The organism is Pseudomonas marginalis, assembly GCF_024169655.1.
GTDB classification, from domain to species: Bacteria; Pseudomonadota; Gammaproteobacteria; order Pseudomonadales; family Pseudomonadaceae; genus Aquipseudomonas; species Aquipseudomonas paraveronii.
The window spans coordinates 3,944,557-3,969,650 of sequence record NZ_JALJWV010000001.1; the positions used below are offsets into that span (position 1 = coordinate 3,944,557).

The 25,094-nt window shown below is 60.5% G+C and carries 24 protein-coding genes; 6 read left to right on the top strand and 18 right to left on the bottom strand.

Annotated features, from left to right (window positions below):
- The first annotated feature begins 115 nt into the window (after positions 1-115).
- Positions 116-1,117: a LacI family DNA-binding transcriptional regulator gene (locus J2Y83_RS17855; protein ID WP_253397193.1), complete on the top strand. Its 1,002-nt coding sequence runs from the start codon at positions 116-118 to the stop codon at positions 1,115-1,117.
- A gap of 137 nt (positions 1,118-1,254) precedes the next feature.
- Here the strand turns inward: J2Y83_RS17855 and J2Y83_RS17860 are convergent, their stop codons facing one another.
- From J2Y83_RS17860 to J2Y83_RS17915, 12 genes are all read right to left on the bottom strand, one after another.
- On the bottom strand, positions 1,255-2,709 hold the full coding sequence (locus J2Y83_RS17860) for an amino acid permease (RefSeq protein ID WP_253397195.1): 1,455 nt from the start codon (positions 2,707-2,709) through the stop codon (positions 1,255-1,257).
- Positions 2,710-2,952: 243 nt separating this feature from the next.
- Positions 2,953-4,335, bottom strand: coding sequence for a multidrug transporter subunit MdtD (gene mdtD, locus J2Y83_RS17865; protein WP_253397197.1), 1,383 nt, complete (start codon positions 4,333-4,335; stop codon positions 2,953-2,955).
- Between the two features lie 110 nt (positions 4,336-4,445).
- The gene (locus J2Y83_RS17870) at positions 4,446-5,849 is read right to left on the bottom strand and encodes a 3-oxoacid CoA-transferase (RefSeq protein WP_253397199.1); all 1,404 of its coding nucleotides are present in this window, start codon (positions 5,847-5,849) and stop codon (positions 4,446-4,448) included.
- A 5-nt stretch (positions 5,850-5,854) separates the two neighbouring features.
- A complete protein-coding gene (locus tag J2Y83_RS17875) occupies positions 5,855-6,274 on the bottom strand; it encodes a Zn-ribbon domain-containing OB-fold protein (protein ID WP_253397201.1) in 420 nt (139 codons plus the stop codon).
- The gene (locus J2Y83_RS17880) at positions 6,271-7,425 is read right to left on the bottom strand and encodes a thiolase domain-containing protein (RefSeq protein WP_253397203.1); all 1,155 of its coding nucleotides are present in this window, start codon (positions 7,423-7,425) and stop codon (positions 6,271-6,273) included. The genes J2Y83_RS17875 and J2Y83_RS17880 overlap by 4 nt, the downstream gene beginning before the upstream one ends.
- A 113-nt stretch (positions 7,426-7,538) precedes the next feature.
- Positions 7,539-8,087, bottom strand: coding sequence for a VOC family protein (locus tag J2Y83_RS17885; protein ID WP_253397205.1), 549 nt, complete (start codon positions 8,085-8,087; stop codon positions 7,539-7,541).
- 36 nt (positions 8,088-8,123) lie between these two features.
- Entirely contained in the window at positions 8,124-8,678 is a 555-nt protein-coding gene (locus tag J2Y83_RS17890) for a carboxymuconolactone decarboxylase family protein (protein ID WP_253397206.1), read from the bottom strand.
- Between the two features lie 2 nt (positions 8,679-8,680).
- Entirely contained in the window at positions 8,681-9,511 is an 831-nt protein-coding gene (locus J2Y83_RS17895) for an SDR family NAD(P)-dependent oxidoreductase (RefSeq protein ID WP_253397207.1), read from the bottom strand.
- Complete coding sequence (locus tag J2Y83_RS17900; RefSeq protein ID WP_253397208.1) at positions 9,511-10,236, bottom strand: dienelactone hydrolase family protein; 726 nt, start codon at positions 10,234-10,236, stop codon at positions 9,511-9,513. Before J2Y83_RS17900 ends, J2Y83_RS17895 begins: the two co-directional genes overlap by 1 nt.
- A complete protein-coding gene (locus J2Y83_RS17905; protein ID WP_253397209.1) occupies positions 10,233-10,982 on the bottom strand; it encodes a carboxymuconolactone decarboxylase family protein in 750 nt (249 codons plus the stop codon). The genes J2Y83_RS17900 and J2Y83_RS17905 overlap by 4 nt, the downstream gene beginning before the upstream one ends.
- A gap of 11 nt (positions 10,983-10,993) precedes the next feature.
- Positions 10,994-12,247, bottom strand: a complete 1,254-nt coding sequence (locus J2Y83_RS17910) for an acyl-CoA dehydrogenase family protein (RefSeq protein WP_253397210.1) — start codon at positions 12,245-12,247, stop codon at positions 10,994-10,996.
- Complete coding sequence (locus J2Y83_RS17915; protein WP_186354553.1) at positions 12,244-13,506, bottom strand: acyl-CoA dehydrogenase family protein; 1,263 nt, start codon at positions 13,504-13,506, stop codon at positions 12,244-12,246. The genes J2Y83_RS17910 and J2Y83_RS17915 overlap by 4 nt, the downstream gene beginning before the upstream one ends.
- Positions 13,507-13,924: 418 nt before the next feature.
- Here J2Y83_RS17915 and J2Y83_RS17920 point away from each other — a divergent pair, with 418 nt between their 5' ends.
- Complete coding sequence (locus J2Y83_RS17920) at positions 13,925-14,710, top strand: helix-turn-helix domain-containing protein (RefSeq protein WP_253397212.1); 786 nt, start codon at positions 13,925-13,927, stop codon at positions 14,708-14,710.
- A 120-nt stretch (positions 14,711-14,830) separates the two neighbouring features.
- Here the strand turns inward: J2Y83_RS17920 and J2Y83_RS17925 are convergent, their stop codons facing one another.
- Positions 14,831-15,262, bottom strand: a complete 432-nt coding sequence (locus J2Y83_RS17925; protein ID WP_253397214.1) for an SRPBCC family protein — start codon at positions 15,260-15,262, stop codon at positions 14,831-14,833.
- Positions 15,263-15,656: 394 nt separating this feature from the next.
- On the opposite strand from J2Y83_RS17925, the gene J2Y83_RS17930 reads away from it, so the two are divergent.
- Positions 15,657-17,198 carry a carbohydrate porin gene (locus tag J2Y83_RS17930; RefSeq protein ID WP_253397216.1) on the top strand — a complete coding sequence of 514 codons (1,542 nt, stop codon included), beginning with the start codon at positions 15,657-15,659 and terminating at the stop codon, positions 17,196-17,198.
- Between the two features lie 130 nt (positions 17,199-17,328).
- On the opposite strand, the gene J2Y83_RS17935 is transcribed toward J2Y83_RS17930, so the two are convergent.
- From J2Y83_RS17935 to J2Y83_RS17945, 3 genes are read right to left on the bottom strand one after another with little or no spacing between them, the layout of a single operon-like run.
- A complete protein-coding gene (locus J2Y83_RS17935; protein ID WP_253397218.1) occupies positions 17,329-18,078 on the bottom strand; it encodes a maleate cis-trans isomerase family protein in 750 nt (249 codons plus the stop codon).
- The gene (locus J2Y83_RS17940; RefSeq protein WP_253397219.1) at positions 18,056-19,567 is read right to left on the bottom strand and encodes a bifunctional 3-(3-hydroxy-phenyl)propionate/3-hydroxycinnamic acid hydroxylase MhpA; all 1,512 of its coding nucleotides are present in this window, start codon (positions 19,565-19,567) and stop codon (positions 18,056-18,058) included. The genes J2Y83_RS17935 and J2Y83_RS17940 overlap by 23 nt, the downstream gene beginning before the upstream one ends.
- 48 nt (positions 19,568-19,615) lie before the next feature.
- Positions 19,616-21,028, bottom strand: a complete 1,413-nt coding sequence (locus tag J2Y83_RS17945) for an MmgE/PrpD family protein (protein ID WP_253397221.1) — start codon at positions 21,026-21,028, stop codon at positions 19,616-19,618.
- Positions 21,029-21,459: 431 nt separating this feature from the next.
- Here J2Y83_RS17945 and J2Y83_RS17950 point away from each other — a divergent pair, with 431 nt between their 5' ends.
- The 3 genes from J2Y83_RS17950 to J2Y83_RS17960 all read left to right on the top strand — a co-directional run bounded on the left by J2Y83_RS17950 (position 21,460) and on the right by J2Y83_RS17960 (position 23,905).
- Entirely contained in the window at positions 21,460-22,392 is a 933-nt protein-coding gene (locus J2Y83_RS17950; RefSeq protein ID WP_253397222.1) for a fumarylacetoacetate hydrolase family protein, read from the top strand.
- 123 nt (positions 22,393-22,515) lie between these two features.
- Positions 22,516-23,295 carry an IclR family transcriptional regulator gene (locus J2Y83_RS17955; protein WP_253397223.1) on the top strand — a complete coding sequence of 260 codons (780 nt, stop codon included), beginning with the start codon at positions 22,516-22,518 and terminating at the stop codon, positions 23,293-23,295.
- Positions 23,296-23,374: 79 nt separating this feature from the next.
- Entirely contained in the window at positions 23,375-23,905 is a 531-nt protein-coding gene (locus tag J2Y83_RS17960; protein WP_253397224.1) for a carboxymuconolactone decarboxylase family protein, read from the top strand.
- A gap of 123 nt (positions 23,906-24,028) precedes the next feature.
- Here J2Y83_RS17960 and J2Y83_RS17965 read toward each other — a convergent pair whose 3' ends face one another.
- Both J2Y83_RS17965 and J2Y83_RS17970 read right to left on the bottom strand, forming a co-directional pair.
- Positions 24,029-24,526 (bottom strand): flavin reductase, encoded by a 498-nt coding sequence (locus J2Y83_RS17965; protein WP_169881644.1) that lies wholly within the window; start codon positions 24,524-24,526, stop codon positions 24,029-24,031.
- The gene (locus J2Y83_RS17970) at positions 24,523-24,816 is read right to left on the bottom strand and encodes a hypothetical protein (protein WP_253397225.1); all 294 of its coding nucleotides are present in this window, start codon (positions 24,814-24,816) and stop codon (positions 24,523-24,525) included. Before J2Y83_RS17970 ends, J2Y83_RS17965 begins: the two co-directional genes overlap by 4 nt.
- Positions 24,817-25,094 lie beyond the last annotated feature (278 nt).

The following is a 25,094-nucleotide window of genomic DNA, read 5'->3' on the forward strand; positions in this document are numbered from 1 at the left end:
AAAGATTTATTTCGCGGGCTGGCGCGTCGATTGAGATAGAATCGCGCGCTGGAAATAGATGCTTGGAAGCCTCTCAGACATGCCGAATCAATCTCGCCCCGCCACACTGAAGTCCATGGCGACTGCTCTCGGGGTACACGTCTCTACGGTGTCGCGGGTGCTCAATGGCGACCCGGCAGGGGTCGAGCGAGCGGCTTCGACGGAGGTCGTGGCGCGTATTCGTGCGTTGGCCAAAGAACTGGATTATCGGCCGAACACGCAGGCATCCAACCTGAAATTGCGTAAAAGCCAGGAGATCTGCGTGCTCATGCCACGCCTCACCGACCTGGTGATGGCGACCATTTACGACAGCATCGACAGCGCGGCCGAGCAAGCGGGCTATCTCACATTCGTCTCCAACACCGACGACCAGCAGGCACGCCAAATGGCACGTGCCGAGCACGCTTTACGCCGCTCGGTGGCCGGGCTGATCGTCGGTGACTCTCACGTGGGTGAAACCCAGCCACTGCTTGACTTGCTTCAACGCAAACACACGCCCTACGTACTCGTCAGCCGACAGATTTGCGGGCACCTGACGGCGGGCAGCGACGACGAAATGGGCGGCTGGTTGGCGGCCGAACACCTGTACCAACAGGGCTGCCGCGATGTGGCGATACTGGCGGGCGAACGGCATGCATCCACCGGGGCAGATCGGACCCGTGGGTTCATCCGCTATTACCGCGAGCAGGGCATAACACTGCGCCCGGAGTGGACCCTCAATGGCCCTTTTGACAGCCTCACCGGGCACAAGCAAGGCGAGTACCTGTTGGGACTCAACCCTGCCCCGCAGGCGTTTTTCGCGGTCAACGACTTCCTTGCCATCGGCCTGATGGGTGCGGCGCGTGATAAGGGATTGGCGCCGGGCAAGGACATTGCAGTGGTTGGCTTCAACGACACCCCACTGGCCAAAGAACTTTTCGTGCCGCTGACCAGTGTGCGCCTCCCGCTGGCGCAGATGGGCCTGCATGCGGTGGAGTTGCTGCACAAGCGCATTCAGGGCGAACCTGCCGAGTCGATCATCCTGGCGCCGCAGTTACAGGTGCGGGCTAGCTCCTCGCTGGTGCGGCGCACGGATTGAAGGGTGACCCGCCTAGACGTCTGTGCCGGCCAGCGCTCGGCGCAGACGCCATTACCGGCCTCACGAGCCACCATCGGAACTGCGGCGTAGGTCTTAGCGCTGGTCACATCGAGGAAATCGACCCTGGGTAATCGAAACTACAGACTCAAGTAGCCCGAGAACAAGCCCAGCAGCCCCGCACACGCCATCGCTACCACCCCCAGACACACGACCCATTCCACGGGGCTGAGCTTTTGCCGCTGTTCCCGCTTGCCAAGGATAAACAGCGGTAGACCGACCATCCACACCACGGCGGCCAATAACACGTACTTCAAGCCAGCGCCGTAAAGCATGAACAACACAAAGCACACCGCAAAGCCTGCCAAGGCCATTTCCCAGTAACGCCCGGGCGCCTTTTCAGGCTCGTAGCCTCGTCCATTAAAGCCGCACTTGAACGAGTACATTGACGAGAGCAAATAAGGAAACAGCGCCAACGAGGTAGAGAACGACAGTAGCGCCAGGTAACCGGCGTTACTGAAGCCCGCCACCAGGATCATCGCTTGGGCGATGCCCGTGGTCAGCCACATGGCATTGCGCGGCGCACCGCTTTTGTTGAGTCGGCCCAGCCATTGAGTGGCACTCTTGCCGCGTCCTGCGAGCATCACCTCTTCGGCGCTCAGGGCCACCCAGGCAATTAACGCCCCGACGACCGAGACGATCAGGCACAGGTTAATCAGCAATCCGCCCCAGGGGCCGACCATCGACGCCATCAACCCCGCCATGGACGGCTGGTGCAAGGTGGTTATTTGCGCGGCCGGCATGATGCCAAGCGCCAATACCGAGGTGCCCACTAACAGCAGCGAGACAATGATTGCCCCCAATGTCGAGGCTTTGGCCACATCCGACAGTTTGCGCGCCCGCGTGGCGTAAATAGTTCCCGACTCCAGTCCGATCAGCGTCCACATGGCGGCCAACAATACCGTCTTGCTTTGATCGAAGATCGAGGTGGCATGGCGTTCGCCACGGAAATCCTCCATGAACACCCGGCTGTCGAAGTGATAGAGGGCAAAGCCAATAAACAGCACGATGGGCACCACCTTGGCGACGGTGGCGATGCTGTTCAACGTGGTACTGGTCTTGACCCCCCGCAGCACCAACAGATTGACGCCCCATAACAACGCCGAGGCGGCAAGGATCGCGGTCCAGGTGGTGCCTTCACCAAAGAAGGAAAATACCCCGAACGCCCCCAGGGCGCTGAAAATCACCACCAGATAAGAGGCGTTACCGATGGCATCCCCGGCGCCATGCCCGTAAGCCGCGATAAAACCGCCGATGTGACCGAAGCCGGCCTTGGACCAACCGTAGATGCCATCGTCGATGTCCGGTTGGCGCAGCGTCAGGTTGCGGTACACCGACACCAACGAAAGCATGCCAAACACAACAATGCCCCAGCCGCACAGAATGCCGAGGGTTCCTGCGCCGCCTGTCAGAGTGGCCGGCAGAGCGAAAATCCCCGAACCGATTGCACTGCCGACAATGAGTGCGGTCAGGCCGAATAGGCCGACCTTGCCATCGCCGACATCGCCAGCCTTGGCGTGATGAAAAACCCTCATCTTGAGTTGCTCCGTTTTCAAACATCAGTGGGTGCCGCTGCACAGGCACCATTAGAGTGTGAAATCAGGAACGTGACTTGATCTGGCGCAAGGCAACGAGGGGGGCGCCCTGACCCGCTACAACGCCAAAACCGTGAGACATGCGAGATGGCCGAATACAGCCGCCCCCCATTGGCACCGGCAGAACGGTAAAGGTTGATCTGCCGCCGGACGGGCGACCGGCCTATTGCAATGAGGCGGCGCCTAATCCTGACTCGGTAAACGCAGGAACAGCAGCGCTGACACAATGGTCAGCGCCCCCAGACTGAGATAAACCTTGGAGAAAACATCCATGACGCCCAACAGGCGCAACACGCCCTCATTCGGATTGAATAGCACCAGCAAGGCCCCCGCCGCCGAAACTGCCAGGCCAGTCGACAGTTGGGTAGTCACCGACATCAAACTGGTGCCTGCGCTTGCCTGATGATCATTCAGTTCGATCAGCGTCACTGTGCCCATGGCGGTAAACTGGACGTAGTTGGCGACGCCGATCAGCGACAGCAACGGGATAATCAGCCACAACGGTGTTTTCGCTTCGACAAGTGCCATGCTGCAAATCAGCACGCCTTGAGCCAGCGTGTTGCAACCGAGCACCGCACGATATCCGAAACGCTGTATCACTGCGCCGATAAACGGCTTGGTGGCCATTCCGGACACGGTCAGCGGGATCATGCTCATCCCCGCGACTGAGGGTGAATGGCCAAGCCCCACTTGCATCATCAACGGCGTCAGAAATGGCATTGCCCCACTGCCCAAGCGCGACATCAGGCTGCCAATGATGCCGACGGAAAAGCTGCGCAGGCGAAACAGCGACAGTGCGAACAACGGGTATTGGCTGCGGGAGGCATGTAGCCAATACAGCACCAGCGCGCTCACCGCGATGCCAAAGAACCCACCCGAGGCGTGCAGCGAGTCCTGGGACAGACTTTGCAGACCCAGGATGATTGACAGGGTAAATGCGCCGAACAAGCTAAAACCAACCACGTCAAAGCGTGTGCGTATGGCGCGGCGAAAATCGGGCATCAACTGATGAGCAGCGTAAGCGCCAAGTAATCCAATCGGCAGGTTGATCGCGAAAATCCAGCGCCAACTGGCGTACTCCACCAGCCATCCGCCAAGGGTTGGCCCCATCAGTTGGCCGACCAGTCCGGGGAATGTGACAAAGCTCATGACCCGCACCAGGTCGCTGCGCGGATAGGCGCGCAGCACCACCAGTCGTCCGACGGGCATCATCAGGGCACCGCCCAGCGCCTGGATGACACGTGCGATGATCAGCGAGTCGAGGGTGTTGACCTGGGTGCACAGCAACGAACCGGAGCAAAACAACATGATCGCCGTGTAAAAAGTCCTGCGGGTACCGAAGCGGTCGGCCAACCAGCCGGAAGCCGGGATCAGGGTGGCGACGGTAATGAGGTAGGCGATCAACACACCATGCATGCGCAGTGGGCTTTCTCCCAGGTCGACGGCCATTGCCGGCAATGCCGTGTTGAGGATGGTGCCATCCAAGGTTTGCATGAAAAACGCCACTGCCACCAACCAAGGCAATAAGCGTGCAGTGCGAGGGTCAAGCACAGCCTGTATGGTCACACATCACCTTTGCGTGGATTGTGATCGTCGATCAAAGCGAAACAGGCCACGCAGCATTGAAGTTGCGTGACCTGCGCAGTGGGGACAGAGGGTAACGCGCAAGGGCTACATCACACGGGCGCAGCGTCGGGCTGCATCACGCGAACGTCATCGGCGATCAGCAGTTCCATATCGGTCAGTTCCAGGATCTCCTCTACGGAAAAGCCTGGAGCGATTTCTTCAAGGACGAACCGGTTTCCTCGGCGCACCAGCAATGCCAGGTCAGTCACGATCACATCGACACACTGCGGAGCGGTGAGCGGGTATTGGCATTCACGCACGAGTTTGGAGCGCCCCTTGCTGTCACTGTGTTCCATCACGATGATGAGCTTGCTGGCGCCGGCGATCAGATCCATTGCCCCACCGATGCCTCCGCCGACCTGGCCCGGCACGCTCCAATTGGCGAGGTCGCCGTTCTGCGCCACTTGGTATGCGCCCAGCAACACGGCCGACAGTTTTCCCGAGCGAGCCACTTCGAACGACACCACGCTATCGAACAAGGCGCCACCCGGACGCATGTCGATGAAACCGCCAGCGGCATCGAAAAAGTCAGGATCGGGTACACCGGTATCGCCAAGCAATTCATAGCCCAGCGCCCCGTTCTCGGCATGCAGCGTGATGCTGCGCCCGCTGACATGCGAGGCGACTAACGTTGGCAAGCCGGAACCCAGGTTGACGTAACCATGCTCCGGCAACAGCGCCGCAGCGCGTTGCGCAAATTCCAACCGCGAGAGTGCCGGTTTGCCGAAATACTCGCGCCGGGTGTCTGGCGCCCGGCGGCCCAGCGCGCCTTTGGGGATTGCGATCTTCTTGGTGGCAAGCACCACCCGCGCCACAAACACGCCAGGCAAGCCGACTCTTTCCGGCGGGATAGCGCCTACCTCGACAATTTCATCAACTTCAACGATGGCGACGCGCGCGCCTTTGGCGAAGCTCGGGTGAAAATGCATGCTGCTGCCGCGAAACTCGACGTTGCCACTCGCATCCGCACGGAAACCCCGCACCAGCGCATAGTCGACCGGCAGTGCGCGCTCAAGCACATACTCCTTGCCATCAAACTCGCGCAGCTCCTTGCCCTCGGCCAGGCGCGTGCCCACGGTCACCGGGCTGTAGAACGCTGGCAAGCCGGCGCCGGCTGCACGCAAGCGCTCCACCAGAATCCCTTGCGGCACCATCTCCAGCTGCACGTCGCCGGCAGCGGCGCGTTGCTCCACCAGAGACGCAAGGCCGGGCCGCGCGGAGAACGACAAAATCACCTTACTGACCTGCCCGTTTTCAAGCAGCAGTTCCGGCCGGTATTCACCAGCCCCCAGCGAGTTGGCAACCACGCAGAGGTCACGAGCGCCCTGCTCCTTGAGGGCGATTACCAGGCTGTTCGGATAGCTATGGCCCACGCCAAAGCCGGCAATGGCAACGGATGCACCGTCGGGAATATCGGCGACAGCGGCCTCGGGAGAAGAAAATATTTTTGTCATGGGGCTTACTCAGTCAGGAGTGGACGGAATCGCAACAACGCAGCGCTGTCTCCCGCATCGCAGAACACAGCGCTCACGGGCTGACCGATCTGAAGTTGCGTGGGGTCGCAGTCGATGATGTTTGTCATCACGCGCGGGCCTTCGTGAAGGTCGACGAAGGCAAGCACATAAGACGGCGTTTCGCGGTACGCGCCTTCGCCACGGCGCACGATGGTGAAGCTGTAGATCGAACCGCGTCCGCTCGCTTCAAACCATTCGACGCAATCGTGTCCACATTCCGGGCAGAACTGGCGCGGATACCAAATCACAAAGCTGCACCGCAGACAGCGCGGCAACATCAGCCGACCGGCCTTTGTCCCCTCCCAGAAGGGCTGGGTTTCCGGGACAACCAGTGGGGTTGGCGCCGGCAGTTCAGAACCACTCATGCATCACCTCGACCAAGAATTAATGTCGCACTGCACAGGCGTGAAATCCCGCCGCCCGTGCCATGGGCCAAGGCCAGTCGGCAATTGTCGACCTGCACTTCGGGATGGGCCTCGCCGCGAAGCTGGCGAACGGCTTCAATGATTTTGATCATGCCGCCTTGATAGCCGGGGTGGTTGTTGCACAGGCCGCCGCCATCGGTGTTAATCGGAAGCCGCCCACCCACACGCAACGCCCCGTCCGCCGCGAACGCGCCGCCCTGCCCCTTCTTGCAAAACCCAAGATCCTCCAGGGTCATCAGCACCGTGATGGTGAAGGAGTCGTAAATGGACGCGTAATCGATGTCGGCCGGTGTCACCGCAGCCTCCTCGAACGCTGCGGGTCCCGACCACACGGCAGCGGTGTAGGTCATGTCCAGACGCCCACCCATGGTGTGCTTGATCGCTTCGCCATGCCCCAGGATGTCGACCGATTGACGCTGCAATCCGGCGGCTATTTCCGGCGTCGTGACGATCACGGCACCGCCGCCATCGGTGACCACACAGCAATCCATGCGCCGCAGCGGATCGGCAACGAAGGGCGACGCGAGCACCTCGTCGAGGGTGACGGGTTTTCGCAGCATCGCGTTGGGGTTGAACTGTGCATGAAACGACGCGGCCGCCTTCACTTCAGCCATTTGCCGCGCAGTCGTTCCGTATTCGTGCATGTGCCGCCGTGCGGCCAGTGCGTAGATCCCCAGGTTGGTTTCGCCGTAGGGCGCCTCGAAGGCGTACTCGGGCGTGTCCGGCGCCAGCTTCGGGCCGCGGACTATGCCGCGAACCCGCGCGCCTTGTGTCACCAAGGCGATACGGCACTTGCCGCTCGCCACGGCAAGCGCGGCGTGGCCGACATGACACAGATAGGAAGACCCGCCCGTAAACGTAGAGTCGGTGTAACGCAGTCGTTTAAGACCTATGTATTCCGCCAGCGAGATGGCGCCGAAGCCAAGTTGGCCGGTGCAGAAAAAACCATCGATATCCTGCAGCCCCAGCCCCGCATCGGCGAGCGCGCCAAACGCCACCTCCGCGTGAATCTGCTGTGCCGAGCGATCCGGTAGGTCTCGGCCCGGGTGCTCATAAGCACCCACAATTACCGCCTTTGCATTTAAGCTCACGTAGTACTCCAAGACACATTGCGATCACTACACGTTAATGGCCCTGGTACCGGGCTGCCAGGCGCAGCGCGCTAGTGTCCGCAGTGTGAATCCGCACGTAATCGGCCTTCGCTTCACACCGCCGAAGAGGCCTGTGCCTTGGCCCCTTCGAAGCGTTGAGCCAGCTTGAGCCGCCACTGCTCGATCCCTTGAAACCCGGGCTGCGTGCGGCACAACGCTTCCGTTTCGCGACGCAATACGTCTTCGGGTTGGTCCAGATCGATCGGTGCGCGAAACGGCTGGTCGACATACCACGGCGTATCGACAAACGCCTCGGCGCGATTGCCTTCGGGGTCGCGAAAGTAAATCGACCACGCCGTGCCATGGGTGATGATGTCGAGGTCTTCGATCTGCTCGCCCCTGAGCGCGCTGCCGATGCGTTTCAATTCAGCCAGGCTCGACACGCGAAACGAGATCTGATTGATGACGCGCGAGTGGTCGTCGGCCGCCCGGCCGTTGGCGATAACAAACTGGTGATGGACCTCGGGCTCCGAAGTCAGAAACACAATCGACCGCTCCGGGCCGCGCTTGATATCGCTGATCACGAAGCCGAACACGCGCTGATAGAAACCCAGCATGGCTTCGAAATCGCGCACATGAATCCCCACATGTCCCAAGTCCATAGTCTTTAACCTTTTCAGTTGGAGTAACGCGGTTCGTCAGTGACGCACAGGCAGCGGAAACCGCTCCAGGTAGGTCACGAATTCCGGTTCCAGATCGATATGAAGCGCCGCCATGATGCGAACCATGCCGTTGTATTCGCCGATGGCGATGAGTAGATCGATGAGCGATTCGGCGTCCAGTGCTTCACTCAATACCGCGAACGTCGCATCACTTAAGCTCAGCCGCTCGGTCATCTCGCGGGCGGCCTGCAACACCGCACGGGCCAGCGGTTCGAGTGTGGTTGGCTGCCCGGCGCTGTCGGCGGCGATGGCCAGGATGTCGGCTTCACTGACACCGAACGACAACGCGACATCGACGTGGTGCGCATACTCGTATTCGCTGCCGGTCGAGTAGCCCACCTGCAAAATGGCCAGCTCGCGCAGGCGCGCATCGAGCGTGCTCTCGTGCCGCAGGTACATGCCGGTGCCGGCAACATGCCGGGCGCCGCGTGGGCTGTTGGCGAGCGCACGGGTGATATTGGATTTCATGCGCGGCATGTCCTGGAATTCAGGTGCCAGGTCTTCACGGTCGAGATAGCGTACACGGGCCATGATCAGACACCCTCGCCAACGATCAACGCCAGAGGGTCAAGGCCGGCCCGCGCAAACTCCACGATCTGCTCTTCGTAACCCACTTGCGAACTGATCAAGAACTTCTCTTGCAGCAGCCCCTCGATCAACGTAGATGCCGCGAACTCCGCCGTCGCCGGCTTGCCGCGCCGAGGGTCAACGCCGTCAAGAAACTCGGCCATGCTCGGGATCGCGGTGCCCGAGGTGGTCTGGCTTTGACCGCCAGGGCGATCGGACGTAGCCGTGATGCCTGGACAGAACACCGACACGCGCACGCCATGGGGTTTCAACGCGTGCGCCAGGCCGTAGCTCATGGCCAACTGCGCGCCCTTGGTGGTCGTGTACGGAATCTGAAAGCGCGTGGGGGGATCGGGCAGGATGGCCAGTGACGACGCGGTATTGACCAGGTAACCGCTGCCCCGCTCCATCATGGCGGGCAACACGGCGCTGATCATGCGCACGTAGCCCAGCACGTTGACTTGCAGCGCGGTTTCCCAGGCAACAAAAGGAATGTCCTCGATGCGCCCGGCAATGGGCGGCATCGACGCATTGTTGATCAGCACGTCGACCGGGCCGTAGGTGGCGACGACCGTGGCTATCAACGCAGCGACGTCCGCGTCCTGGGTCACGTCGCAGCGCACGCCTATCGCATCGCCACCTTCGAGTTGAATCGACTTCGCGACTTCCTCGGCTTTTTCGCCGTTGAGATCGGCGATGACGACGCGGCTGCCCAGCAGGGCCAGTTTCTTGGCGGTCATGCGGCCGATACCGGTTGCCGCGCCGGTAATCAGGACGGTTTTATTCGCAAATTCCATCAGTCTTTTCCCATGTCAAAGGTCTCATTCAGAAATACGCCCAGCGCCGCCCAGGAACGATGATCGGACGCTGCCGAGTAACCGAAGCCGGGGCGCGGGTTGCTGCCGGCCTCGGGGCTGGTGAACCCATGGCCGGTGCCGCCATACAAGTGGACTTGCCAATCAACCCCCGCCGCAGACATCTCCTGCGTGAACGCGGTGATTTGTTCCGTAGGCACCAGGGGGTCGGATGCACCCGAGCAGACCAGCACCTTGCCCTGGATCCGGTTGGCGGTATTGGCCTGCGTCGGAATCAAGGCGCCATGGAACACCCCGACGCCCAGCAGCGGTGCGCCGGTGCGCGCCAGTTCCAGCGCACACCAGCCGCCAAAGCAGTAACCAATCACCAGCATGCGCTGAGGGTCCACCTGAGGGACCTGCGCGAGCGCTTGGAGGCTCGCTTGCAGACGCTGGATCAGTCGCTCGGGTTGGCTTTTGAGTTGGTCGATATTCGCGCGCATGGTCGTGGGATCGTCGAACAGCACGCCCTCTCCGTGGACGTCTGCGGCGAGGGCGACGTAGTTCATCCGTGCAAGGGCGCCAGCGCGGCGGATCACATGCGGCCCGACGCCTGGCGCCTCCGGAAAGATCAGGATGCCGGGCACCTTGCCTTGCACATCCGGGCAGGCCAGTTGACCGCAGAAGCTCAGGTCATCGGCGCTATAGCGAAGCGGCGTTGTACTCAAGGCTGTTGCTCCCATTCGTCGATCAGCACTGGAACGGGGTGCACCACAGCGTGCACCCCCATGCTGGTGATCAGCTTGCACACGTCGATGATTTCGTTTGGAGTTGCGCCGTTCGCCAGCGCCGCCCGCATGTGTTGTCGCACGCCTGGGCCCGACAGTTGCGTGCATTGCGCATAAGCGGCCAAGGCGATCAGATGACTGTCCTTGGGCGAGAGCAGCCCGTTGGCACCCATCGCGGCCTCGGCAAAATTCAACCAGACCTCATAGAACGCAGGATCGACATTGATGGCGGCATCGACCTCAGGCAGGGCTGCGCCCAGCAATTGGAGATGCCGGCTGTGTATTGCCTTGACATGCGCCTGATGGTCGCTTGAGGTCAGTGCACCCGGCACAAGCTCCTCAAGCGCGGCCGCCCCCAGCAGATAGGTCTGAATGCCGACCGTACTGACAATCATCGCCACCGCGATCAGCTCCTCGAGCGAGGCCCCGAATTGCCGGGCGAAACGCGCATGCTGTCGCACGCCGCGCTCGAAGAAGTGCGTGGGCGAACAGTTGGTGGCCACGTAGATCAACTCCCGCATCTTCGACGAAAGGCTGCCGCGCTCCGACGTGTAGGCGGACAACTCCAGATACGCCGCCACATAGGCCGGGTTGCTGTGCATCAGCCGTTCCCAATCATCGTTCCAATAACCGCGTCGCTGTTTGAAACTCTCCCGGATGCGGGAGGCCGTCGCTTCAGAGGGCATGGTCGCTTTCCTTAGAACGGTGACAAGGGCGCGAAGCCGAAGTGAATGCGCGCAAAGTTCACCGCGGTTCGGTCCATCTGCTGGGTGAAGTGCGTGCGTTGAATCGCCAGGTCACGGTAGTAGCGCCCAAACATCGACGTGCTTTGGCCGGTCTGGGTGCCTGCCGTAGTGAAGAGCCGGTCGGCGGCTTCGAAGGCCAGGCGGGTCGCCTGCTGGACCATCAGGAATATGCGCCGGTCTTCCTCCTCCGAGAATTCGATACCCTGTTCCGACTGCGCCGTGCAGGCATCCATGTAGTCCTGCGCCGCTTTGAGAAGCGCGGCGTCGGCGTTGTCCATCAGCGCCTGCGCCACACCGAAGTAATGCTGAAACTCGTGATGTTCCATGAGCTTGGTCTTTGGCGCGAAGCGCATGGGTTTGTTGCGCAGCAGTTCGTCGTAGAGATCGAGCATGCCCCGCGCGGTGCCCATCAACACGGCCCCGCCCTCGATCATGAAGAACCCGGCCTTGCGCCCGTTGTACATCGGATTGGGATGCACTTTGTCGCCAGCGGCCCCCACCCACATCGCCAGTGGTGCCACGCGGTGCTCCGGCACAAACAGGTTTTCCACCACCACCCGGCGCGAGCCGGTGCCCTGCATGCCGAGCATGTTCCAGTTATCGACGATCGAATAATCCTGGCGATCAATCAGCATCAGGACCGGCTTGGGCGCGGCGCCTTCCTGCGCAATCAAGCCGCTCGCCATGATGTGGGTTGCAATGTCGCAGCCAGAGGCAAAATCCCAGAACCCCGAAACCCTGTACCCACCCGGCACAGGCTGCACCGGTATCGGCGAGCCCAGGGACGGGCAACGGTATTCGCCGTCGTTGCCGTAGGCTTCGATCTGAGCCTGTTCGGAATGATCGGCCAGGATGATGGGGTGACCCGAGGTCAACGCCAGCACCCAGCCGCTTGAAGGACAGCCGCGTGCGACTTCGCTCATCACCCGGACATAGGTGGTCAGATCGAATTCGTAGCCGCCGAACCGGCGCGGCTGCACCACGCGGTAAAAGCCCGCGTTGATGAATTCCTCGTTGGTTTGCGCCAGCAGGCGACCCTCTGCCTCGGTGGCCGCCTGCCGCTCGCGCAAGGTGTGACGCATCGCCGTGGCACGGCGAATCATCTCCTGCGGCGTCAAGTTGAGCTCGGGAACCGGGATGGCGCCGCCAGCCGTCGACGCCGGTTGTGATCTCTGCCGATCACGGGCTTGTTCAGCGTCGATCACGGCTGCTTGCTCCCTTGGCGTTGGTCGCGTTCTGCGAACAATTGTCGAGCCAGGTCGGCGGCCTTCAGCTCGAACTGCAACCCAGGGTTGGTGCGAGCCATGGAGATATCGCGGAAGTAGCGCTGCATGCGCGTTCCATTTTTCGCCGCAGCGCTGGTCGCCGAGGCGCGGTACAGCATGTCGACGGCCTCGAAAGACAACTGCGCCGCATGCTGCAGCCCCGCTTGCAGACGCTGGTCATCGGAGCGCAGGTAGGTGCGTTTGCCTTCCATGCTCAGGCGTGCCAGGTCCATATATTCCTGCGCTGCGCCAACCACTGCGTGACGCGCCGCTTCAAGCTTGCCGAGGGCAATCCCATAAGGGCGCTGGTAATCGGGGTGTTCCGATTGCAGCACTGCGTTAGGGCCGAAAGCCTTGCGGGCACGGATGATGTTCTCGTACTCATCCAGCGCGGCAAAGCCAACGCCCACCATGATCGAGCTGATCTCGGTCTGGAAAAACCCCAACGTGCCGCCGGCGTACATCGGGTTGCCATGCAACCGCGCACCTTCGGTGCCTTGAGAGATATTCGGTGCGAAGAAATCCTCGCGCACCAGGAAGTGTTCCGGGATCCAGGCGCTGTGCATCTCCACGCTGTTGGAACCACTGGCGCGCATGCCGATGAAATCGCCCCAGTTGTCGAGCATCTTCCACTCCGAGCGCGGTACCAACGCCACCGCCGCCTGCGGCGCGCCGCCTTCCTCGATGATTCTGACACCGACCATCACGTGGGTTGAGTACGGCACCCCGGAGCAATAATCCCAGGTGCCTTCCAGGCGCCAGCCACCATCGGCACGGGTGGCGGTACCTGACGGAATGGCGCGTGCCGCTGCGGCGAAGTGCCCATCAACCCCAAAAGCCTCGGTCTGCGCGCTCTCGCCAAACAGTTGCGCCACATTCAGTGCGTGCCCCGCCGACAACGCCAGGCACCACGCACTCCCCGGACAGCCGCGTGCAACCTCCATGACCATGCGCGCGAACGTCGGCACGTCGAACTCGTATCCGCCATAACGTTGCGGCTGCAAGGTCCGATAAAAGCCCGCCTCCTCAAACGCCTTGTGCATTTGCGGCGAGTAGGTTCCGCGCTCCTCTGCAGCAGCCTGCCCCTCCAGCAACGCAGGACGCATTGCCACCGCGCGCGCAATCAAAGTTTCGGCAGTCAAGCCTGGCTCAGGCGGCGCCATGTAACCGGCCATGTTTTTCTTAAGCGTACTGACCATCGGTATCTCCTTAGCAATCTTCTATGGATAGCTACTATGAGAAGCCACAGTAGTCCTCCCGGATCAGGCGGAACAAGGCGCGGTTGATGGCTGTCCGGCCTGTGTATCTGAGGCCGAAATCGGCAAGCCAAACGTCGACCAGGATGCCGACAGGCGCGTCCGGCGGCGTGCAGCCGACACAGCGCCAACCCCACACGCTGCGCCGAGAGGGCTTGCGCACTCAACTCACCCAGGCCGCTGGGCGGCGCGTCGATTTACCACCACGTGTTTGGTGTATAACCTTGATCGTTGAAGAGAATGAATCACGGCAGGCTGGGTGTTATTCGACAAACACCGGACTCAGGCACGCCGCCCCTCTTCAATGGCTACTTCATCCCGCACACAAAAAATCGACCATAACGAACGCCGGGAAACGCTCATGACTTATAAGACGATTTGTTCGTTGGACCGAGGGCTCAGAGTGCTTGAGTACCTCAATACGGTTCGCGCCTCCACCGTGCACGAGATCGCTCTGGAACTCCAACTTCCACGCCCCACCGTGTATCGCATCCTCGAAACCCTGGAAGACCGCGGGCTGCTCTATCGCAGTGTGTCCGACAGCGTATTTCGCTTGACCGACGCGGTGCGCCAGTTGAGCGCAGGGTTCACCGATGAAGAGTGGATTCGCACCCTCGGGGCGCCGCTGCTGCAGCGCCTGGGCGAGAAGGTCTTGTGGCCAACCGATCTGGCGACCTTCGAGCGCGATGCGATGATCATTCGGGAAAGCACCCATAGCTTCAGCCCCTTTTCAGTCGACGTGGGGATGATCGGACGCAAACGCCACCTTCTGAAAAGTCCGCTTGGGCGCGCGTATCTCGCGTTTTGTCCCGAGGACGAACGTGAGGACATTCTCGCCTCACTGCGCTGCTCGCAGGATCCGGACAACGCCTTGAGCCGTGACGAAGCGTTCCTGCAAAAAATGATCAGCAGCTCGCACGCCAATGGCTACAGCAACTGCCGCGATCTGGAGCATCCCAAGTGCGCGAGCATCGCCGTTCCCATCATGTACCAACAGAGCGTGATCGCCTGTATCAACATTGTGTGGGTGGCCGCGACGATTGATTACGACGAGGTGGTCAGCCGTTACCTGCCTGACCTCTTGCAGACCAAGCTCGACATGGAAGCCGGCCTGATAAAGATGGGGTTCGAGCGCTCGCGGGGTTAACCGCGAGTTCCACCGCAACGCAGCGGAAGTACCGTCACATCGACCCGATACGACCTTTGATCCACCCGCGAACACATGGACGTTCGCGGGGACGGACCGTCACTCCGTGCGTGCGTTTTTTCAGTTGCCGAATTGCGTCTTCAGACCTTCCAGTGCGCCATCGATATCTGCGCCGATACCCTTGGGCGCCAACTCCACCATGGGCGGAGGAACATCCGCTTCAATGGTGTAGGTGACGTCGGAGCCCGAGCCGTCAGCGACCACTACAAAGGTTGCATCCAGGCTCTTGATCGGTGGTGCACCTGGCGGGGTTTCCTGGCCGGGAACGAGTTCGTAGGTCAACGTCTTCGACTCATCGCTCAGATGCTTGATGCGATCGAGCATGGTGTTGCCACGCTTGAATAACACCTTGCGATCGCCATTGGGCAGCATCTCTACCGAATTGATGTGGGGCTGCCAGGCGGCGAAGCCGGCAAAGTCCTTAACAAATTCCCAGACATCCGACGCGCCAGCTTTCAATTTGACACTCTTGCTCACTGTGACAATCGTCATCGCTACTTCCTCTCTCGGTGGACAGACTGCGGCGGGCAGCCGCATACGCTATTGGGCAGTCGCTAGGGTGGTTGAGCTCAGGCGACTGCCGTAGACCTTCTAAACATGCAAGACGTCTCGAAGTCTATCGTGTGCCACGCGCGCGTGATCGTATGTTCTGGCGAGTGTCCGCTGGGTGTACCGACCACCCGATTGCCGTATTCGGCGCCAGGTTCAAAACCCATCGCACGCCCCCTCCTCTAATGGCAATCGCCCTCCCCAATGTGTCTTCAGCCGCTTGCCAGTCCGCGCCCGTACACCCAGCGGACAGCAACCAGGTGTTGGGTTAACTCCATAGGGTCGCTCGTTATGCTTCAGCGCGTTGACTCAACAATAAATACAATGGAGGAAACACATGAAACGCTTCATCAATGTCACGCGTGCCAAAACAATTGTCTTCGCACTGGGATTCTCAGCCCTTACCGCGACAGCTGCCGAATCAGGTCAGCAGACGCCAATAGCTTCGACCGATGCAACAAACAACCCACTGGATGCGAGCGCTGCAGTCGCCGCCAACAGCTCAATCGATCCCACAAAAAAGCTCATCAGAGGCGTCTTCCTGCAAGCCCAGACTGAAACCGGGCAGAACCCACCCGGTGTCGCGAGCGTCAGCGTAAGACCACCGGCCGATATTCCCCCACCCACCCGAAAGGGGCCACTTAGCGAGTTAGGCGATGAACTGGAAAAGCAGGGCTTCACGTTCGGTCTGTTCTTTACCAATGGCTATTTCACAAACCCTACGGCGGGTATCAAACCGGGCAGTTCCATGGACTCCCCGGCATTGTTCATGTCGGCCAACGCCGATCTGACCAAGCTCCTAGGGGTTCCCAATACACAACTGCACATCACGGAGGCGTGGGAGCCGCTGTCTCAAAACAACGGCGATTACTCCTATAAAGTCGGTTCCTCCCTTGCGCCCTTTCCCGCGACAACCACGAGTTCGAACCTGGTCAAGCTGACACTGTCGCACGACGTCTTCGATAAACAGCTTCACCTTGAATATGGCCGCATGAATCTGGGCGATGACTTCATGGTCTCGACAATGTGCGCCGGATGCATCACATCGACCCCGCTGATCACGGTGGGCGTGCCGCCCTTCGATAAATCACTTTGGGGGGCACGCGCCTCCTACAAACTGTCGCCCCATACTCGCCTGGGATTGGGCGTGACCGAGGACAATTACGGCCTTTTCAGCCAGTCGTCCGGATGGGATTGGATCTCTGACACCAGGAAAGGCTGGATATGGCTGGGGAATATGACGTACACCAGCGACTTCTCCGACAGCCGATATCCACTGAACGCTGAAGTCGGTGTGTACCACAACACAAGTCCGTACACGGATGACCTGTACAACAAGGACGGATCGACTCAGTCGCAGAATCCCTTTGGCACCGCAGTTACACATGACAGCGGCACCTCGGGCTTTTACGGCCAGGCAAGAAAGGTGCTCTGGACCAAAGCCGACGCGGACAGCATCGTTCCACCTAACGTTGCGGTGTACGGGGGCGCATTTGTCACCCCAGGCTCCGGTCAGTCATTTCCCCTCGAACTGTACGCAGGTAGCGAATATGGTGGCTTTATCAAAGGCAACCCGGCGGCACTGGTGGGCTCGACTGTGCGCTATCTACAGCTGAGCAAGGGGCGCGCTTTAAACGAGCAACAGACCAGTGCGGCAAGCGGCTGGGGCGACGATAAGGTTCACCGAGACACGTTCACGTTTGACGTGCACGGTCAGTACGGCGTCGCCCCTGGCGTGTTGGCCAACGCCTCGGCCCAGTACTTTCTGAATCCGAACAGGCAAGGTCCAAACGCGCTGGTAGGACCGACTCAAAGCGGCTGGTTGTTCGCCCTGACGTTTGTCATCGACATTGGCCGCATCAGTGGTCTGTCCCGATAAAAGCCGTCGACGCTGACTCCGGCAGCACGTGCGTGCGCCGGAGTTCGGGCCGATCGATCATCGGCAGATAAACAGTTGAACCCATTGATTGTCGCGCCGGGCCTCATTGGCCCGAGCGCGTTTCAGACCGTCAGGCCATTTCGAATAGCTTGCCAAACCCGTGCACAGGCTCAGTTCGCCCCAGCAGGCGCAAGCAATGCCACAACATCGCCTGATTGCTCGTAACGACCGGCCGTCCCAACTCAGCCTCCAATGTGTCGATGATCGAAGACACGTTGATCGCCGTGCAGCTGAGAAAGTAAATGTCGGTGGAGTCGTCTCGATAGCTTCGCGCGAGTTCAAGCCATTTGGCAGGCGGTACCGCGGCCATGCTAGTACCTTCCAGCAGGCCTAATCCAACCTGGCTCAGCACCTCAAATCCAAAATGCTTGAGATACTCGACTTCACGCAGATTCACCTCCTCGATATAGGGTGTGATCAGTACGATGCGCTTGGCCCGCAGCACCTTGAAGGCGGCCAGCAACGCATCCGATGTCGCCGTCGCCGGACAACCGCTGGCGTCAGCAATCCGCGAAGACAGCTGTTCACCCATGCTCGGATCAAACGTCGAGACCGCCGTGCAGTTGAACACGATCAAGTCCACGGCAGCGTCGGCCAGCAGGCTGCTGGCTTCTTCGATCTTCTCGGTCATGCCCAGCAGCGCGGCCTTAGACGAGCCGGCCAGTTTCAAGCGGGTCGTCAATATATTCACGCCCGGCGGCAGCATTCGTTGAATCTCGGGTTCGGCCATGGCGTTACTCGAGGGCAACAGCATGCCAATTTTCAGCGGCCGCGCCAGGTCGGCTAGCGCTGATACTTCATGTACGGCGTGAGTGCTCATTTTCGTTTCCTCCGGGGAGATAGGTTGATACGTGATCCAACGCCTCGACACTATTGGCAACCGCCAGGATGTACCGATCGGGACGAATGATTACCGCCCTGGCATTCAGTTCGTCCAGGCACTGCTGCGCCTCGTCCGGCAGGCGTATGACGCCATTGAGGTCCCACAGCATCCTGGTCGCCGGCGAAACCGAATCCAGCAACTGGCGATCACCGATGACCGCGAAGTTCGAACCCACGAACTCATCGAGGGGCACGCCGGATTCGAGTATGGGTTGCGCGAAGATAAACCCTGCGCAGGCGTCCTCGGCCCGATGCAGCCCCGCCCCGAGCCGAGGCACGAGGGAGCTCATTTTTCGAGGCCCCTGGCCGAGTTTGGCGTCCCTTTCGCGGGCTTGTTCGGGGTCGATTGTCTGGATGATCTCGCCGACTTCGATCGCGTGTTCGATGGTCGCGCGAACGTGTGCAGAGCGCTCCTGTTCATAGGTGTCGAGCAGGTCCGCCGATGCGCGCCCCTTGATCACCCAGTCCAGTTTCCAGGCCAGGTTGGCGGCGTCCCGCAGACCTGCACACAACCCTTGACCGAGGAAAGGAGGCATCAGGTGAGCGGCATCCCCGGCCAGCATTACCCGCGACCGACGCCACGGGTGGGCAATAACCCCATGGAACATATAGGTCACGGCGCGTTCGATTTGCGCGTCGTCGGGAACCAGCCACGGAGACAACAACCCCCAGACGCCTTCAGGCGAGGTAAGTGCCTCGATGTCATCGCCCGGCATGACCATGAATTCCCAGCGTCGCCGCTGGCCAACGCATCGCATGTAGGTCGTGGGGCGCTGGGGGTCGCAGAATTGAACGGTACCGTCGGTGAGGCCCGCGACTTCGCGATTCATGATCACGTCGACCACCAGCCATTTTTCGTGGCTGCCCAAGTCCTCCAGAGGCACGTCGAGGATGCCGCGCACCGGCGATCTGCCGCCATCGCAGCCGATCAGATACTGCCCGTTGACGACCTCTGGCGTGGTCTTGCCTCGGGCGATGAATTGCGCCTGCACCCCGTCTTCCGATTGCACCACGGACAGCAGTTCGCATCCGGTCCTGAGGCTCACGTGCGCAAAACGATCGAGCCCTTTGCGCAACACCGCTTCCAGCGCGGGCTGGTGAAACCGATAGCTGGGGTGCCAGTTGTGCGGGCCGACGGTGTCCGGCCTGGGCCAACTCAAAATCACCTCGTGCTTGAGGTTCACAAAGGTCATGCCGGGGTTCACATGGGTGAACGGCAGCGCCTCTTCGGCCAGCCCGATCGACTGCAACACGCGCATGATTTCACCATCGAAATGCGTCGCGCGCGGCAGTGGAAAAGTCTCGTCGATGGCTTCTATCACCGTCACCGACAGCCCAAAGGTCCCGAGCAGATTGGCGAGCGTGGCTCCCGTAGGCCCGAGTCCAACAATAATGACGTCTGAATAATTACTCATGACAATGCTCATGATGGGGGTTGATCCAGAGGGCTTAGCGCTCCTGTAAAGCGAGCCCCGTTAGTTGCGAGGGTGAGTCAATTGCAGCGAATCCCGTTCCGACTCGCGTCGGTCGATGTCCACGAGGTGATTCCACACGCTGGCGCGAGCGTGCGCCGAGTCCGCAACCTCCAGGCAGAGGTTCTCGATCTCCAAGGCTGTGCTCGGCTCGAGCAGGTCCCTGGACAGCCGGCGAAACTTTTGTCTCGCCTCGTCGATTTGAAAGGGCCGTTGCGGATCGCCCCAGGCATGAACGATTGTCTCGCTGGCGATGATCCGCTCGCCGATGAGCAGCTCTACCACCGCCGGATAGGCGTGCGGTGTCGCCGCTTGCAGATGCTCGTCGGCCAGCACTTCAACCTTGTCGGCAAGACGCGTCATCTCAACCCCGCGATGGGCCTGCGCACGCTCGACATCCAGCAGCTCATCGGGCATGACGCCCACCAGCGCGAGGTTGTAGGCGCAACTGGTCACACGGGACAGCCGACTGATCTCCACGTCGTAATGCGCCACCATGTTCGCGTGTGACGGCGGCAAGCGAACGCGCACCGTCGTCAGCGACTCGTGGTCGATACCCTGGTCAAGCAACTGCCGGAACCCGAACATCGCGGCGATGTTGTGCTTCGCCGCGCAGTAAGGCTTGATGCTCGCCCTCAGGATCGCGGGACGGCCCTGCAAGATACGCGCAATACGCTCGTGGCAGAGGGTCAGCCCGCGCATCGGCGACGCCTGATCATTCTCAAGCAGGCCCCGGTCGCCGGTGAAGCCTGCGGCGGCGCTCATGGCAGCGGCGCAACCGGTTCGGGCGGCCATCCCGAACAGCAGCCATCTGGCCGAGGTTCCTCGCACCGATGCAACCCCGGCACTCGCATTGCCCCCCGGTCGGCCATTGGACGAGGTCAGCGCAATTGCCAGCGCGTGGGCCGTGCGCTCCGCGTCCAGGTTGAGAAGCTTCGCCGTGACGGCCGCCGCCGTGACCGGCGCGAGCAGGAGGCTCGGCCAAACGCCCTGGTGCAATATTTTCGGGCCCGACACCGCTTCCCCCAGTCCGGTCATCACTTCATAACCAACGTGAACCGCTTCGGCGAAACGCGCCTGGCCAAACCAATCGCGCGGCAGGTTCGCTGCCAGGGTCAACGCGGTCATGACCACCAGCGCGCCGGGCGTGGTGCACGACGCCATGTGGATATCGTCGACCTCGGTCAATCTTGCCGTGGCCGTAAACAGCCCTACCGCATCGAGCGTCGACGAATTGAACGGTGCATGCTCGCCTCGCAGCCCGTTGAGAAGCCGCCCCTCGCGGGTTGCGCGCCCGGCGATCCAGGCGCCCACGGTATCGAGCACATGCACCGAGAGCGTTTGCGCGGCAGATTCCATTGCGTCGATGGAAGGCCCCGCGGTCATCCTTTGAGCAAGCGTATCAATGAGGGTCATCGAGAACGTTCCTGGGCCGGCGTAGACGCCTGCGGTCACTGAGGCCTGCGGCGCAGTTGCCTCTTCTGCCTGTCGCGGCGCCGCACGTGCGCACGGCGCGCTGGACCAAAACTTAGCACACACAAAACACGAACATCAATTCAATCTTGAATTATGAGAATTGGCACAATTTTACACCCTCCATTAAAAACACTGTAACAACATGATAAATATGAATTTATTCGCACATATAACGATAAATCAGGCAATCGAACAGAATTTATATTTTACGATCAAATCTCACAGTGATAGATTTACTCGAAACAAAACCACAGCAGCCCGCTTGGCGGCCGACGAGATCCACGTGATCACACCGACGCTCAACCAGCCTCCAAACCTCGAGCCTTTGCGGGTCCCGTGTCCAATGCCTCATCAACAAGAGACTGCCGCCAATGAAACTTGCGTTCTTCGACTCCTACAGACTCGGCCTGATCATCGACGACTCGATCGTGGACATTTCGTCATTGATCAGTGGATTTCCCTACGCAAACCCCAACGATGCAATGATTCATCTGATTGAGCGGTTCGATGAATACAAGGACGCACTGGAGAAAGCGCAACGCCTGGGGCAACGGATCAACCTGTCTGGCGTTCGGCTGCGAGCACCGCTGCCCAAGCCGGGCAACATCGTCTGCATGGCGGTCAATTACATGGAAGACGGCACCCTGGCGGAGCCGCCACTGATCAATGCATTTCACAAGGCGTCCTCCTGTGTGATCGGGCCGGGAGACACTCTGGTGCTTCCTGATATCCCGGCGATCGTTTTCGAAGCGGAAGCGGAACTCGCGATCATTATCGGACGCCGGGCCGACAAGGTCGCGGCGGCGGACTGGCGGGACTATGTGTTTGGATACAGCAATTTCATGGACGGTTCGGCCCGGGGAATGAAGCCGGAAAAGAACAGTTTCTTCCAGGCAAAGTCGAGGAACACCTTCGCCCCGATGGGCCCATGGATCGTCACCGCAGACGAGATCGCCGACCCGCAGAACCTGGACATCGCCATGAACCTCAATGGCCAACCCCGGCAGCGCTTCAATACCAATGACATGGCCCACAGCATCGCAAACAGCATTGAGTGGCTAAGCCATATCCACCCGCTCGAACCCGGGGACATTATCGCGACGGGCACCAACCATCGCGGCCTTGGCGCCATTCAGGACGGCGACGTACTCGAACTCTCGGTCGAGGGCCTAGGCACGCTATCGGTCAACGTCAAAGACGACCTGCGTCGAACCTGGTCGAACGAAACGCGCCTGCAAAGGCAAACCCAGGGACTGAACGCGCTCTCCCCACAACTGACCGGCAAATATGCGGCCAGCCAATAGAACGCGTGCATTGCAGGCTCTCAGGCTCCAAGGTGGGAGCCTGCGGGCGCTGCGGCGTTTGCTTGCACGCTCAACCTGCGCTGACTACCATGCCGGCGTCCTAACTTTCCTCTGAAGCGCTCAATGTCCAGCCTAACTAAGATGCTGTCGATGCTCGACTTTTTCTCGATCGACAAGGCCACCTGGTCGCCCGAGGATTTGATCGCCGAAACCGGCCTGTCCCGGCCGACGGGCTACCGCTACCTCAAGGAACTGTGCGACTCAGGCCTTCTTCGACGCGCGGAGAACGGTTATTCGCTGGGGCCGCGAATCATCGAGATGGACTACTACATCCGTCAAAGCGACAGGCTGTTGATCGCCTGCCAACCGGTGATGAGCCGATTGGCGCAGGAGACCGGTTGCAACATTTTGCTCGCCAGCATCTATGGCGTGCGCATTCTTGCCGTTCACCAGGAGCAGGGAGAACTGGCGTGCCCCGTCGCATACGGGCGGGGCCGCCCCATGCCTCTCTTTCGCGGCGGCGGGTCGAAAGTCATCCTCGCTGCGCTCTCGCCTGCCAGGCATAAGCGACTCTATGAAAGCTACGCGGCAGAAATCGCCGAGGCGGGCCTTGGTGACACATGGAAAGCGTTCCGCGCCCAAATGCTCAAGATTCAGCACGAGGGGCATGTGATCTCGGTCGGCCAACTGGATCCCGACGCCGCCGGCGCCGCCGTTCCGCTGTACACAGGCACATCGCTGGAACCGGCGGCGTTGATTCTGGTGACGACCCGCTCGCGCTTCGCCCTCACCGATCAAGCCAGATTGATCGAGTTGATGAAGAACAGCGCCCGACAGATTGAACTTGCATCGTCACGCGACAGCGCAGCAGGCCTCGTGAGCCCGCATCACCCCGTGCAATAAACAGGCGCTGACGAATACCGATACTCCAGACAACTGCACCCCTATGTTCGGCGCTTTGCCGACCAAACAGAGGCTTCTCATGAGTCAGATTCGAGTTCCCGTTGTCACGCCAGGTACAAGGCCCGAGCTCGCCGAGCTTGAGGACAGAATCAAAAAGCAACGTGGCGGCAATATCTCCTTGCTCTACCAGGTACTGCTCAATAGCGCCCCGATTGCCAGCGGCTGGGAACAAATGCTGTCGGCGGTACGTAATCACAGCTCGATCCCGGCAGACTTGCGCGAGCTCGCGATTCTGCGAGTCGCTGTGCTTAACCGAGCCACCTATGAATTCGAGGCACACGTGCCGCACGCCCTCAGCGCTGGCGTGTGTGAGCAAGCCATCGAAAGCCTGCGCACCCCCGATGTGGTCGACGCGAAGCTGTTCAACGAACAGCAGGCCCTCGTGCTCGAACTCACGGACAGGATGACGCAAGAAGTGGCCGTGCCGGATGCATTGATGGCGCGCATGAACGCGCGGTTCAACCCACAGGAAGTCGTGGAATTGGTCGCGACGATTGCCGCCTACAACATGGTCTCCCGATTCCTCGTGGCACTTGCGATTGCCCATTGATCTGCTTGCGGCGAAAGTGATTTCGCCGCTCACTGGCAGTGTGATGAGGGGGGGACGTCTCGCGATGTTTTTTGGGCGGGGTTGCAGGTCGCCTGCACTGAATGTGCAAGCGCCCGGGCCCACTCACTCCTCTGGCCGGTGTGCCGCGACCGGGTGGTACTTGCGAGCGTAATAAGCCAGACCCGAGTGGACTTCCGGCTCTACCCGCACCGACACTATGCCGCACAGGAAAATGCTGTGAGTGCCAGCCTCGATGGTCTGGACGATGCGCGCATCGAAGTTGACCAACGCGTTCTCCAGCGCGGGGGCGCCCGTTTCCAGCACGCTCCAGCGGTCGATCTGGAAGCGCTCGTGCACCGTCGCCGCGCCTGAAAAAGTCCTGGAGATGGTCTCCTGGTCGGCTGTGAGCACATTGACGCACAGGACCCCATTGCCACTGAAAACGTTGTGCTGCCGACTGTTGCGGTTCATGCACACCAGCAGCATCGGCGGGTCGTCCGTCACGCTGCAGACAGCGGATGCCGTGAAACCGCCCTGGCCTGCGGGACCATCCGTGGTAATGACGGTGACTGCGCCGATGAGGCGAGACATGCCGTCACGAAAGCTGAGTGGATCAATCATTTGGAGCCCCGCAATGCTGGATAGGAACACAGGAAAGGTTCGTTATTGAAAACGTAACGATCCGTATCGAACGGCACTTTCGCCCTGGCTGGAACATCCTCACGCGAAAAGAAGATCACACCACTGTCATCCTCCACCGAAAGGCCTGCGGCAAAAAAAGAAAGCGGCTCATCGTTGAACAGCGCCTGTGGCGCTTTACCGCCCAGACGCAATGTCAGTGTGGCGACTGCGCGCGCGATCCAGACACCGAACCTCTGCGGACCTCCAACGTCAACACTCAGGAGCTTCATCGTCTCGTCTCTCTCTTATTAGGGTTTCAGCAATAGCGGCGATGCAACGCATCGGCCAAGCCCTCTCGGGCAAAATCAGACTAGTGCCCACGCGACCCACCAAACAAGCACGCCACCTGTTCTGTCCGTTCTGTGTATCAAGCCCCAGTCCGGCACGTTGATCGGCAACCGTCGATTTCAACCGCTCGAATCAATCGCCACCCCGTTAGCCCCCCCTGATACACACACCGGACAGAACAGGTGGCGTGCTTGTTCGCCGCTTCAGCGCGGGACTAGTC